This window comes from Streptomyces sp. YGL11-2 (genome assembly GCF_050054615.1).
Taxonomy (GTDB): domain Bacteria; phylum Actinomycetota; class Actinomycetes; order Streptomycetales; family Streptomycetaceae; genus Streptomyces.
In genome coordinates this window covers 181,745-193,710 of sequence record NZ_JBNHIN010000015.1, presented here as the reverse complement: position 1 = coordinate 193,710, position 11,966 = coordinate 181,745, and the positions used below count along the sequence as shown (strand labels likewise).

The following is an 11,966-nucleotide window of genomic DNA, read 5'->3' as shown; positions in this document are numbered from 1 at the left end:
GGTGTGGACGTAAAGCGAAGCAGTCCACACCACAGGCGCCGGAGGACCGGCCCCGGCACCCACCACCCACAAGGCGCCCCGGCCCACAACCCCTTCCGCTCCCGCCGAAGGCGGGAGAACCGCACCCGCTCCCCCGCGGCGGGAAAGCCGGCTACGTGGGGGTCGCCCCCGGTGGGCAACCGCGGCGGGAAAGCCGGCTACGTGGGGGGCACCCCCGGTGGGAAACCGCGGCGGGAAAGCCGGCTACGTGGGGGGCACCCCCGGTGGGAAAGACGGCAACGTGGGCCGCACCCTCCTATCCTCAAGGACCATGAACAACAACGACGTCCTGCGCACCCACGGCGAGGCGCTGAAGCTCTTCGGGTCCCGGGTCCATGCCATCCAGGAGGACCAGTGGGAGGCGCCCACGCCGTGCACGGAGTGGTCGGTGTTCGATCTGGTGAACCACGTCACCGCCGAGCAGCTGTGGGTGCCACGCCTGGTGCGCGACGGCGCCACCATTGCCGAGGTGGGCCCGGATTTCGACGGTGACCAGCTCGGCGAGGATCCGGTCGGGGTCTGGGACCGGGCGTCGACGGCCGCCATGGCGGCGTTCGCCGAGCCGGGCGCGCTGCACCGCTCGGTCCACCTCTCGTACGGCACGGCACCGGCCGACGCGTACTGCTCGCAGATGACCGCCGACGCCGTGGTGCACGCCTGGGATCTCTCCCGCGCGATCGGCGCCGAGGAACGGCTGCCGGACCACCTGGCGAAGGCGGCGCTGCGCGAAGTGGAGCCGTACGCCGGGAAGCTGGAGGGGTCCGGGCTGTTCGCCGCCCCCGTGGAGCCGCCGGAGGGCGCGGACGATCTGACGCGGCTGCTGTGTCTGCTCGGGCGTCGGCCCTGACCCGGAGCGGGGTCAGGGCGGGCGGAGCGGGACCGCCGGGCGCTCACCGGGAACCGGGCCGGGGAGCGCCGCGGGCCGCGGTCAGTCGATACCGCGGAAGATGTGCGGTTCGACGGGATCCTCCTCGCAGCCGGCGAGACGCACCGGGCCGCAGCGATCCCAGGCTTCAAGGTTGCGGACTTCCTTGATACGGCCGGGGCGCTCGCCCTGCTTCAATCGGGGCTGCTTGTTCTGAGCCTTGTGCAAAGCCACCACGCACTCCTTCATCGAGGTATTGGTTCCGACGCGGTGGCGCCTTGTTCACAGACCGGGAGGTCGGCCAGGGTTCGTGGCGTTCCCGCGACGGGCCAATGGTGTTGGCGTCTCCCAGAAGGGTCGTCCGTCGCCCTCCAGAATATCGACGCCCCTCGTGCTCCGCTCGACTTTTTCCGGCGATAAAGGCATGTCAGGGGAACGGGGAAAAACCGCCCCCGTGTGCGACAAGGGCACAGGGGCGAGGCATACGGTGCGTCACTCACCCGAATGGCAGTCCGCGGGCCCGCCGGAGCAGCCGGGTTGCCGGGTCCGTCCGCTTCCGTAGGCTGGGAAGGTGGTCCGCTTCGCGGCGGCCGCCCTCCCGCGCGCCGCGTCCTGCGCCGCTGGCGGCGGTGCTACCCATGTGCGCGTGGAATGGTTCTCGGATCCTGGTGCATGGCTCGGGCGGCTGGTGTTCCAGCGGATGCTGGCGGTGCTCTACTGCGTGGCGTTCGTCGCGGCGGCCCGGCAGTTCCGGGCGCTGCTGGGGGCGCGCGGAATGCTGCCGATCCCCGACTTCGTGGCACGGGTGCCGTTCCGGCTCTCGCCGTCTGTCTTCCAGCTGCACTACTCGGACCGGTTCTTCGCGGGCTGGGCGTGGGGCGGCGCGGTGCTCGCGGCGGGGGTGGCGGCGGGCGGGGCGGACGCGGTGCCGCTGGGGGCGGCGATGGCCGTGTGGGCGGTGCTGTGGGCGATGTACCTGTCCGTCGTCAACGTCGGGCAGACCTGGTACGGCTTCGGCTGGGAGACGCTGCTGCTGGAGGCGGGGGCGCTGGCGGTCTTCCTCGGCAATGCCGATACCGCTCCCCCGGTGCTGGTCATGTGGCTGCTGCGCTGGCTGCTGTTCCGGGTGGAGTTCGGGGCCGGGCTGATCAAGATGCGCGGCGACAGCTGCTGGCGCGATCTGACGTGCCTCTACTACCACCATGAGACCCAGCCGATGCCGGGGCCGCTGAGCTGGTTCTTCCACCGGCTGCCGAAGCCGCTGCACCGGGTGGAGACCGGTGCCAACCACGTCGCCCAACTCGTGCTGCCCGTCCTGCTGTTCACCCCGCAGCCGGTGGCCGGATGGGCGGCTCTCGGGATGGCCGCCACCCAGCTGTGGCTGGTGCTGTCCGGCAACTTCTCCTGGCTGAACTGGGTCACCATCGCGCTCGCCCTGTCGGCCGCCGCCCCGCTGTGGGCCGGTCCGCCGCCGTCGCCGGGTGCACCGCCGGTGTGGTTCGAGGTGCTGGTCGTCGCCGCCGCGGCGGGCGTCGTCGGGCTCAGCTACCGTCCGGCGTGCAATCTGCTCTCCAGGGGGCAGCTGATGAACACCTCGTTCGAGCCGCTGCATCTGGTCAATTCCTACGGCGCGTTCGGCAGCATCACCCGGGTGCGACGGGAGGTCGTCGTCGAGGGCACCGAGGACGCGGTGAGCGGGCCGGACACGGTCTGGAAGGCGTACGAGTTCCACGGCAAGCCGGGTGAACCGTCCCGTCTGCCACGCCAGTTCGCCCCGTATCACCTGCGGCTGGACTGGCTGATGTGGTTCGCGGCGCTGTCGCCGGCCTATGCGCGGTCGTGGTTCCTGCCGTTCGTGGCGCGGCTGCTGGAGAACGACCGGGACACCCTGCGGCTGCTGCGCCGCAACCCGTTCCCCGATCTGCCGCCGGCGCGGGTGCGGGCCAGGGTCTTCCGCTACCGCTTCACGACCTGGCGGGAACTGCGGGAGACCGGCGAGTGGTGGCACCGGAGCGCGGAGCGGGAGTTCCTGGCGCCGGTGTCGCGGTCAGCTCTGCTCGGAAGGCGATGACCATCTCGCGCGCGTGGCGCAGCCCGATGCGGCCGAAGTCCCCTTCCAGGGCGTCGAGTTCGACCAGCGTCTCGGTGCGGTCGCGGCCCAGGCGGGCGCGGGACTTGGCCAGGCCGAGCCGGGAGAGCGCCTCGCCGCGCGGCTCGTGCATCTCGGTGAACTCCCGCAGCGCGAGGGCGTAGGTGTCGCGGGCGGCGGCGTAACGGCCGGCGCGGTAGAGGACGTTGCCGCGCATCTTGTGGTTGTAGGCGAGCGCGCTGGCCAGGTCCATGGTGCGGCAGATGGCCTCCGCCTCGGACAGCAGGTCCAGCGCCCGGTCCGGCTCGCCGCGGACGGAGCGCACGTCGGCTATGCCGCGCAGCGACCAGGCCCGGCCGCGGGCGTCGTCGGCCTCGGTGGCGATCCGGACGGACTCCTCGAACAGCTCCAGGGCCTTGTCGTAGTCGCCGGTGTTGCGGTGCATCTGCGCGATGCCGGACATCGCCCAGACCATGTGCCGGGCCTCGCCGTGCGCCCGGGCCTGTTCGAGGAGCTGCTCGTGGAGCTCGGCGACCGCGGCGTAGTCGCCCTGGATGCGGCCGGTCTCGGCGAGGCCGGCGAGGGCGTAGCCCTGGGCGAGCCGGTCGCCGCTGTCGGCCGCCAGCGTGACGGCGTGGCCGAGCAGCCGGCGGGCGAGCGGCAGGGTGCCGCACTGGCGGGCCAGGGTGCCGCCGCTCCACAGCGCCCACGCCATGGCGGCCGGGTCGCCGGTGTCGCGAGCGCTGCGGTAGCTCGCCCGCCAGGCGCTGCCCGCCGCGTCGACCCGCCCCAGCCGCCGGTTGGCCTCGGCGACCGCGAGCTGGGCGCGGGCCCGCTCCAGCGCGGTGTCCGCGTCGGCGAGCGCCCGGTTCGCGGTGTCCAGCACCTCCTCGTACGAGGAGTTCACGCTCAGTGCCGATCCCAGTTCGCCCTGGTACTCCGGGGCGAATGCCTTGCCGTACATCGATCCCTGGCCTCTCGATCATCTGTTTGCCTTGATCACGAAACTACGAGGCGGCAGGGGGGCGGCGAATCCGTCCGCGTATGGGTTGTGATGTACGACTGGAGTGCTACGGGTGGGGGTGCGGGTCATCATCGGGATGTACGGGTCCGTCGGGGTCCGGCGGGCTGATGGTGCGTCAAGTGCCGCCCCCTTGCGGGGGTATGGGGCGCAGGCCACCCTGGCAGCCCCGGTACCCGGAGGTGTGGCATGAGCGAAGCGGCGGCAGCGGCGCGCGGCGGGTTCGGCCGGCGGCGGTTCGTGACGGCGGTCACGGCGGGACTGGCCGGGGCGGCGGCCCTGACGGTCGGGGAACCCGCCGCCGCGCGGACGCCGCGGCGCGGCCGGCCGCTGTTCCTGGGGACGTACACCTCCGCCCCGGGCGGCGGCACCGGCGTCGGGCTCGGCGGCTACGACCCGGCCACCGGCGCGCTCACCGCCGCCGGCGTGGTCCCGGGGGTCGCCGACCCGTCGTATCTGGCGCTCGCGCCGTCCGGCCGGACGCTCTACGCCGTCGACGAACGGCAGGACGGCGCGGTGACCGCGATGGCGCTGCCGTGGGGCGCGGGCGGGCCGCCCGTGGTGCTGGACAGCCGGTCGACCGGCGGGGCCGGGCCCTGCCATCTGTCGGTGCATCCCCGCGGTCGCTGGCTGCTCAGCGCCAACTACCTGTCCGGAAGCGTGGCGGTCCATCCGATCGACGGGCGCAGCGGCGCGCTGGGCGAGCGGACGGATCTGGTCGTCCACACGAGCCCACCGCCCGGCCCCGGGCAGACCGGGCCGCACGCCCACCAGATCATCACCGCTCCGGACGGCCGCCATGTGCTCGCCGTCGACCTGGGGAACGACACCGTCTACACCTACCGGCTGGACGAGCGGGCCGGGACGCTGGCGACGGTGTCGCGGGCGGCGCTGCGGCCGGGCGCCGGGCCCCGGCATCTGACCTTCCACCCCTCCGGTGCGTGGGCCTATCTGGCCAACGAGGTGGACAACACCGTGGTGGTCTGCGGCTACGACCGGCGCGACGGGCGGCTGGTGCCGGGGGCCCCGCAGTCCACCGGGACGGGTGCGGGCGTCAGCTACCCGGCGCAGATCCTGGTGACCGGCAACGGCCGGTTCGCCTTTCTCGCCAACCGCGGCCACAACAGCCTCACCCGGTACGTGGTGGAGGCGGGCGGTGCCCGGCTGCGGCTGCTGGACACGGTGCCGGTGGGCGGGGACTTCCCGCGGCAGATCGCCTTCTCGCCCGACGAGCGGTGGCTGTTCGCGGCGAACCAGAAGTCGGGGTCGGTGACGGTGTTCTCGGTGGACACCCGGACCGGGGCGCTGGTGGCGGCGGGCCCGCCGTTCGCGGCGCCGGTGCCGGTGTGCGTACTGCCGCTGTGAGGTCCGCAACGGCTCCGGGCCCGGTCCGCTGAGCCGGCGCGGCCGCAACACCGCCGCAACAGGCCCGCAGGACCGGCGGGTTGGCGTCGCCCTTCATGAGCACGGGAACAGCACACGGCACCGGCGGGGCCGGGTCTGCGGCAGGGCCTCAAGCGCCGCCATATGCGGCTGATCGCGCTGGGCGGGGTCATCGGAGCCGGGTTGGTCGTGGCGATCGTGGTGTTCCTCTTCCTGGGGGCGCTGTTCGTGCTGGGGCTGTGGCCGGGGGCGCACGGCGGCGGGCTGGCGCAGCTGACCGCGCAGGGCGGCTTCGCGCCGCACGGCGTCGGCGCGGTGCTGGCCGCCGTCGTGCCGTGCGTCGGCTTCTTCACCGGCGCGGAGATCGTGACCGTCGCGGCGGCCGAATCGGTGAAGCCGGAGCGGGCGGTGGCGGAGGCGATCCGCTCGATCGTGCTGCGCGTGGTGGCGTTCTACGTGCTGTCGGTCTTCCTGGTGGTCGCGGTGGTGCCCTGGACGTCGCAGGCGGTCGCGGTCAGTCCGTACGCGGCAGTGCTGGACCGGCTGGCGGTGCCCGCGGCCGGCACGGTTATGAACGCGATCGTGCTGATCGCGGTCCTCTCCTGCCTCAATTCCGCGCTCTACACCTCCTCCCGGATGCTGTTCGCGCTGACCGGCAACGGGGACGCGCCGCGCGCATTCACCAGGCTGAGTGCGAGCGGGGTGCCGCGCCGGGCGCTGCTGGCCGGGACCTCGGTCGGTTATCTGTCAGTGATCGCGGCCTGGATTTCGCCCGATGTGGTCCTCCGGTTCCTCATCAACTCCTATGGCGCCATAGCCCTGTTCGTGTATCTGGCGATCGCCGTCGCGCAGGTCCGGATGCGGCGCCGGCTGGAGCGCGACGCACCGGAGCGGCTGACCCTGAAGATGTGGCTGTTCCCGTGGCTGAGCTGGGTGACCATCGCGCTGATGGCGGCGGTGATCGGGGCGATGGCGTTTCTGCCGGACAGCCGCGCCCAGTTCTGGCTGAGCCTGCTGACGCTGGCCGTGGTACTGGCCGGGTACGAGATCCGGCGGCGGGTNCGTTTCTGCCGGACAGCCGCGCCCAGTTCTGGCTGAGCCTGCTGACGCTGGCCGTGGTACTGGCCGGGTACGAGATCCGGCGGCGGGTGCGGCAGGTGCGGCACAGCTGAGGGCCCGCGCGCGGGCAGGCCGTCCGCGGCGCCACGGACGGCCTGCATTCCCCCATGGACACGTTCCGGAAGTTCCCGGAATTCACTCCGCCGAATTCATTCGACCGATTACCCGAGTTCGAATTCGCTCAGCTTCCGGTCGGCCGGCGGCGGAATTTCAGAGGTGCAGCCGGATGCCGGGGAAAATAAGGTTCGGGTCCCCACCGATCGCCTGGCGGTTCTGCCGGTAGAGCTCCTGCCAGATCTTTCCGTGGCGGGTGGCGATACCGCTCAGCGTATCGCCGTCATTGACGACCACGGAGCCGCTCGCGCCACTCACCAGACGGTGCCGCTCCTTTTTGTAGGGCTTTTCCTGGTGCTGCGAACGGTGCATCCCATTGCGGTGCGGCTGGGCCTTTTCGCGCTTCGGCAGGGTGTGCGGTGCGCTGCTGCGGGCGAGGCCGCCGAGCCCCAGCGAGGCCGAGCAGGCCGGCCAGGCGCCCCAGCCCTGCCGGGCCAGCACCCGCTCGGCGACCTGGATCTGCTGCTCCCTGGTCGCTCGCGAGGCCCGGGACGCGTAGGTCCCGCCGCCGTAGGAGTGCCAGGTCGCGTGGGTGAACTGGAGACCGCCGGAGAACCCGTTCCCGGTCTCGATGCCCCAGTTGCCGCCGCTCTCGCACCGGGCCAGACGGTCCCAGTGCGTGCCGCTGACGGCCTCGGCCGGCTCCTCGGCGGTCAGGTTGAGGGCGCCGGCCGCCAGCAGGACGGCGGCTGCGGTGACGCCCCGGACCCCGCGGCCGCGCAGCAGTTCACCGCGTTCGCCCGCTTCCCTTGCCCGGTTTTCCGATACCTGCGATTCCGATACCTGCGAAATTTCCATGTGCCTGCTCCCGTCGCGTGTTCCGTACCTACCGACATTTCCCTCGCGGAGATATTCCAGTGATTTCCGCGAGTTTGGCGAGTTCTGGGTTTTCGGCTGATGTTGCGTTTTCTTCGCGGCGTCGTGAATTTGCCGAGTAAGAGACAACCACGGCCGGAGTTCGCATGGGCAGAGCGCGCGGTTGCGCCTTCACCGGCCGGCCTGCCCCCTCACCGCCGGAAGGGGTACGGATTCCTCCGCATGGCGCACGGACCCGACGGGTAGGGGCGCACCCCTCGCGCTCCAGGGGCCCGGGATCCGAAAAATTCACACACCCGTTCGACCTGGAGCGATCGCGCCGAGCGCGTCCGCCGGCCTCGGTGCATATGCGCGGCGGGGGCTGCACACACCGCGCACGGACCGCCGGGCCGGTGCAACCGCCCATGTTTGCTCAGGAGTTGGCAGGCCCTACCCGGGACGGCGGGCCGCCGGACGGCGCAAACCTGCCCGGCGCACCCGAGGGCCGACGGCCGCCCGGCCCCGCGCGCCCCCGCCCGCGCCATCACGCTCCGCGTCGCTGCGCGTCACCGCGCCGCCCGTGCGCCCCTCGGCCGTGCCGACCCGCCGCGCGAAGGGGGCGACGACCGCCGTGCCAAGGCGGTGGCCCGTGCGCCGGGCAAGCTCACCCCTCGCCGTCGGGCGCCAGGTATTGCCGCAGCAGCTCCCGCAGTTCGGCCTCGAACGCGTCGTAGCGCGACCGGAGCGCGGACCCCGGCCACCCCTCGGGCAACAGGGGTTGCGGGAGCAGGGGGTCGGCGAGCAGATGCCGGAGCACCGCGGCCGAGACGGTGAAGCGTTCGGCGGGGGTGCCGGCCCGGTCCAGCGCCGCGAGCAGCGCCCGCGACCGCACCGCCCAGCCGTCCAGGTCCCACAGCCCGCGGGCCAGAGTGGCGGGATCGCCGTCCGGGGCGCCGGTGAACCAGGTGCACTGCGCGGTGACGACGACAGGGCGGGACCGGTCGAGGTTGGCGGGGCGCAGCCAGCTGCCGGCCCGCAGCTCGGCCAGCCGCAGCGCCGCCATGGCCTGGCGCAGCGCGGTGCGGTCGGCGGCCGGTCGGCGCTCCGCGGTGGTGACCACGGCGATCTCCCACTCCCCGTGCCAGGGCCGGGTGCGCGGCGACCGGCTCTCGTCCTGCCGGGCCTGGCGCGCCAGCAGCCGGGCGGTGAGCCCGTACGAACCCGCCCGCTGCTGGAGGTCGCCGGCCGCGACCATCCGCGAGAGCGCGACCCGGACCGTGCCCTCGGCGATGCCGAAGAGTTCCCCGACCCGTACCAGGGCGCGCGCCGGGAGCCGGGGCGGATGGTGCCCGAGAAGGGTGCTCAGCACGATGGAGCGGGCCGTCAGCGGGCGCAGCGCGAGGGGGTCGTCGTTCATAGGTGCCGCGAAGTCTAGCCAGCGGTAAGGGCGGTGCCCCCGTATGCCACCGGTCGCGGCCCGACGGCCTTACATACTTCCCGCGGCTGTGCAGAATCTGTAACGTCAGTGCCATGACCGTCACCCATGACGTAACGAACCAGGCCCCGCCGCTCCTGGATTTCAGTACGGCGGACGAGCCGGCCCTGCTGGAGGCGCTGCGCCGGGAGGGCGCCGGCTGGGGCGAGCGCGAGGTGGCCGAGCTCGGCGCGCTGGCCGGCTCGGCCGCGGTGCAGGAGCAGGCGCGCTGGGCCGAGGAGCAGCCGCCCCGGCTGCACACCCACGACCGGTACGGGCACCGGGTCGACGAGGTCGAGTTCCATCCGGCCTGGCACCAGTTGATGACCGCGGCCGTGGCGAACGGTCTGCACGCCGCGCCCTGGGCCGACGACCGCCCCGGGGCGCATCTGGTGCGCGCCGCCAAGTTCTATGTGTGGTCGCAGGCCGAGCCGGGCCACGGCTGCCCGATCTCGATGACCTACGCCGCGGTCCCCGCACTGCGCGCCGCGCCCGAACTCGCCGCCGGGTACGAGCCGTTGCTCGCCTCCCGGACGTACGACTTCGGGCTGCGGGCGCCGCTGACCAAGCGGGGGCTGATCGCCGGGATGTCGATGACGGAGAAGCAGGGCGGCTCCGACGTACGGACCAACACCACCCGTGCGGTGCCGGCCGGCGACGGCAGCTACCGGATCACCGGCCACAAGTGGTTCACCTCGGCCCCGATGAGCGATGTGTTCCTCGCGCTGGCGCAGACCGAGGAGGGGCTCACCTGCTTCCTGCTGCCGCGGGTCCTGCCGGACGGCACCCGCAACGGCATGCGGCTGATGCGCCTCAAGGACAAGCTCGGCAACCGCTCCAACGCCTCGTCGGAGATCGAGTACGAGGCTGCGGTCGCCTGGCCGGTGGGCGAGCCGGGCCGCGGGGTGCGGACCATCGTCGAGATGGTGAACATGACGCGGCTGGACTGCGTGCTCGGTTCGGCGGCCGGGATGCGGGCGGGGCTGCGGCAGGCGCTGCACCACACCGCCCACCGGCAGGCGTTCGGGCGGGAGTTGGACCGGCAGCCGCTGATGCGCGCGGTGCTCGCCGATCTCGCGGTCGAGTCGGAGGCGGCGACACTGCTGGCGATGCGGCTGGCCGCGGCGGTGGACCGGTCGCAGGCCGGCGACGGGCAGGAGGCGACGCTGCGCCGGCTGGCGCTGGCGGCCGGGAAGTACTGGGTGTGCAAACGCGGCAGTACGCATGCCGCGGAGGCGCTGGAGTGCCTGGGCGGCAACGGGTACGTCGAGGAGTCCGGGATGCCGCGGCTGTACCGGGAGGCGCCACTGCTGTCGATCTGGGAGGGCTCGGGGAACGTCGCCGCGCTCGACGTGCTGCGCGCGCTGGGCCGGGAACCCGCCGCGCTGGACGCGTACTTCGCGGAGGTGGACGCGGCGGCGGGCGCCGACCGGCGGCTGGACGCGGCGGCGGCCGGGCTGCGCACGATGCTCGGCGGGCTCGCCGATCCGGAGCGGGCGCAGCTGATGGCGCGTTCGCTGGCGGAGCGGATGGCGCTGCTCCTCCAGGGGTCGCTGCTGGTGCGGCACAGCCATCCGGCGGTCGCGGACGCGTTCTGCGCCTCGCGGCTGGGCGGCGAGTGGGGCCATGCGTTCGGCACGCTGCCGGCCGGTGTCGATCTGGCGGCGGTGCTGGGGCGGGCCCGGACCGGCGGGGACGGCGCCTGATGTCCGTACGGGTGGAGCGCGCGGGGCCGGTGACGACGGTGGTGCTGTCCCGGCCCGCGTCCCGCAACGCGGTGGACGGCGCGACGGCGCGGCAACTCGCCGACGCCTTCCGCGCGTTCGAGGCCGATGACGGTGCGAGCGTGGCGGTGCTGTGGGGCGAGGGCGGGACGTTCTGCTCGGGGGCCGACCTCAAGGCGGTCGGCACCGGGCGCGGCAACCGCGTGGCACCGGACGGCGACGGACCGATGGGGCCGACCCGGATGCGGCTGAGCAAGCCGGTGATAGCGGCGGTCGCCGGGCACGCGGTGGCCGGCGGACTGGAGCTGGCGCTCTGGTGCGATCTGCGGGTCGCGGAGGAGGACGCGGTCTTCGGGGTGTTCTGCCGCCGGTGGGGGGTGCCGCTGATCGACGGCGGCACGGTGCGGCTGCCCCGGCTGATCGGCGCGAGCCGGGCGATGGACCTGGTACTGACCGGGCGTGCGGTACCGGCCGTGGAGGCGCTGGACATCGGGCTGGTGCACCGGCTGGTCCCGGCCGGCGCGGCCCGTGCCGAGGCGGAGCGGCTGGCTGCGGAACTCGCCCGCCTCCCCCAGGCGTGCCTGCGCAGTGACCGGGCGTCCCTGCTGGATCAGGAGGGGCAGCCAGAGCGGGACGCCATGGCGACCGAACTGCACTACGGCCGGGCCGTGTTGACGGACGGCCTCCAGGGCGCGGCGCGGTTCACGGCGGGAGCCGGACGGCACGGTGAGGCGGACGACGGGCGATGAGCGCAGCAGACCACGGCCCCGCCGATCTCACGTACCCGGAGCGCGGCGGCACCCGCGGCGCTCCGCTGCCCGCCGGCTACCACCATCTGCGGGTGGCGCTGCCGCTCGGGCACGGCCGGGCGGTGTTCGACGCGGCCGGTGCGGCGGTCACCGGCTTCCGGATGCACCGGGCCGCGGGCACCCGCGTCAGGGCCGGCGCGCCGCGGGCCGCACCGGGTGTGCCGGTCGACGTCTCCGTGGGCATCGGGCCGCTGCGGGTGACCGGCCCCTGCCGGGTGGTGTGGGCGGTGGCCGACGCGGACCGGATCGGCTTTGCGTACGGGACCCGGGAGGGGCATCCGGAGTGCGGCGAGGAGGCGTTCGTCGTCGAGCTGCGGGCGGACGGCTCGGTGTGGTTCACGGTCACCGCGTTCAGCCGCCCGGCCCGGTGGTTCACCCGGCTCGCCGGCCCACTGGTCCCGGTGTTCCAGCACTGCTATGTCCGCCGACTCGGCCGCACCCTCCGCCGGTTGGCGCGCCGCCCGGCCGCCGCCCGCTGAGATCGGTACGTCCACGCCCGAGGCCCGCACCGCGGGCCGCCGGCACTGTGACGCC

At 73.5% G+C, this 11,966-nt stretch carries 11 protein-coding genes; 7 read left to right on the top strand and 4 right to left on the bottom strand.

Features of this window, described 5'->3' with window-relative positions; translation table 11 throughout:
* Positions 1 to 310: 310 nt before the first annotated feature.
* Positions 311 to 886: a TIGR03086 family metal-binding protein gene (locus ACO1BR_RS19430; RefSeq protein WP_426796323.1), complete on the top strand. Its 576-nt coding sequence runs from the start codon at positions 311 to 313 to the stop codon at positions 884 to 886.
* An 81-nt stretch (positions 887 to 967) separates the two neighbouring features.
* Here the strand turns inward: ACO1BR_RS19430 and ACO1BR_RS19425 are convergent, their stop codons facing one another.
* Positions 968 to 1,138 carry a hypothetical protein gene (locus ACO1BR_RS19425; RefSeq protein WP_426796322.1) on the bottom strand — a complete coding sequence of 57 codons (171 nt, stop codon included), beginning with the start codon at positions 1,136 to 1,138 and terminating at the stop codon, positions 968 to 970.
* Positions 1,139 to 1,550: 412 nt separating this feature from the next.
* Between ACO1BR_RS19425 and ACO1BR_RS19420 the strand changes: the two genes are divergently transcribed.
* Positions 1,551 to 2,975 carry a lipase maturation factor family protein gene (locus tag ACO1BR_RS19420; protein WP_426796321.1) on the top strand — a complete coding sequence of 475 codons (1,425 nt, stop codon included), beginning with the start codon at positions 1,551 to 1,553 and terminating at the stop codon, positions 2,973 to 2,975.
* On the opposite strand, the gene ACO1BR_RS19415 is transcribed toward ACO1BR_RS19420, so the two are convergent.
* Entirely contained in the window at positions 2,869 to 3,957 is a 1,089-nt protein-coding gene (locus tag ACO1BR_RS19415; RefSeq protein WP_426796320.1) for a tetratricopeptide repeat protein, read from the bottom strand. The two genes, ACO1BR_RS19420 and ACO1BR_RS19415, sit on opposite strands and share 107 nt — an antisense overlap.
* A 246-nt stretch (positions 3,958 to 4,203) precedes the next feature.
* On the opposite strand from ACO1BR_RS19415, the gene ACO1BR_RS19410 reads away from it, so the two are divergent.
* Positions 4,204 to 5,379, top strand: coding sequence for a lactonase family protein (locus ACO1BR_RS19410; protein WP_426796319.1), 1,176 nt, complete (start codon positions 4,204 to 4,206; stop codon positions 5,377 to 5,379).
* A 162-nt stretch (positions 5,380 to 5,541) separates the two neighbouring features.
* The gene (locus ACO1BR_RS19405; RefSeq protein ID WP_426796318.1) at positions 5,542 to 6,495 is read left to right on the top strand and encodes an amino acid permease; all 954 of its coding nucleotides are present in this window, start codon (positions 5,542 to 5,544) and stop codon (positions 6,493 to 6,495) included.
* A 231-nt stretch (positions 6,496 to 6,726) separates the two neighbouring features.
* Here the strand turns inward: ACO1BR_RS19405 and ACO1BR_RS19400 are convergent, their stop codons facing one another.
* Positions 6,727 to 7,428 (bottom strand): transglycosylase family protein, encoded by a 702-nt coding sequence (locus tag ACO1BR_RS19400; protein WP_426796317.1) that lies wholly within the window; start codon positions 7,426 to 7,428, stop codon positions 6,727 to 6,729.
* 661 nt (positions 7,429 to 8,089) lie between these two features.
* Positions 8,090 to 8,842 carry a PaaX family transcriptional regulator C-terminal domain-containing protein gene (locus ACO1BR_RS19395; RefSeq protein WP_426796316.1) on the bottom strand — a complete coding sequence of 251 codons (753 nt, stop codon included), beginning with the start codon at positions 8,840 to 8,842 and terminating at the stop codon, positions 8,090 to 8,092.
* A 113-nt stretch (positions 8,843 to 8,955) separates the two neighbouring features.
* Between ACO1BR_RS19395 and ACO1BR_RS19390 the strand changes: the two genes are divergently transcribed.
* Genes ACO1BR_RS19390 through ACO1BR_RS19380 form a run of 3 tightly spaced genes read left to right on the top strand, consistent with a single transcriptional unit; the run spans position 8,956 to position 11,911 of the window.
* Positions 8,956 to 10,605, top strand: coding sequence for an acyl-CoA dehydrogenase family protein (locus ACO1BR_RS19390; RefSeq protein WP_426796315.1), 1,650 nt, complete (start codon positions 8,956 to 8,958; stop codon positions 10,603 to 10,605).
* Entirely contained in the window at positions 10,605 to 11,372 is a 768-nt protein-coding gene (locus ACO1BR_RS19385; protein ID WP_426796314.1) for a crotonase/enoyl-CoA hydratase family protein, read from the top strand. The genes ACO1BR_RS19390 and ACO1BR_RS19385 overlap by 1 nt, the downstream gene beginning before the upstream one ends.
* Complete coding sequence (locus tag ACO1BR_RS19380) at positions 11,369 to 11,911, top strand: DUF1990 family protein (protein WP_426796313.1); 543 nt, start codon at positions 11,369 to 11,371, stop codon at positions 11,909 to 11,911. Before ACO1BR_RS19385 ends, ACO1BR_RS19380 begins: the two co-directional genes overlap by 4 nt.
* Positions 11,912 to 11,966 lie beyond the last annotated feature (55 nt).

Coding starts and splice junctions, on each gene's coding strand:
- ACO1BR_RS19430 (WP_426796323.1), top strand. CDS start 311: ATGAACAACAACGACGTCCTGCGCACCCACGGCGAGGCGCTGAAGCTC.
- ACO1BR_RS19415 (WP_426796320.1), bottom strand. CDS start 3,957: ATGTACGGCAAGGCATTCGCCCCGGAGTACCAGGGCGAACTGGGATCG.
- ACO1BR_RS19410 (WP_426796319.1), top strand. CDS start 4,204: ATGAGCGAAGCGGCGGCAGCGGCGCGCGGCGGGTTCGGCCGGCGGCGG.
- ACO1BR_RS19400 (WP_426796317.1), bottom strand. CDS start 7,428: ATGGAAATTTCGCAGGTATCGGAATCGCAGGTATCGGAAAACCGGGCA.
- ACO1BR_RS19395 (WP_426796316.1), bottom strand. CDS start 8,842: ATGAACGACGACCCCCTCGCGCTGCGCCCGCTGACGGCCCGCTCCATC.
- ACO1BR_RS19390 (WP_426796315.1), top strand. CDS start 8,956: ATGACCGTCACCCATGACGTAACGAACCAGGCCCCGCCGCTCCTGGAT.
- ACO1BR_RS19385 (WP_426796314.1), top strand. CDS start 10,605: ATGTCCGTACGGGTGGAGCGCGCGGGGCCGGTGACGACGGTGGTGCTG.
- ACO1BR_RS19380 (WP_426796313.1), top strand. CDS start 11,369: ATGAGCGCAGCAGACCACGGCCCCGCCGATCTCACGTACCCGGAGCGC.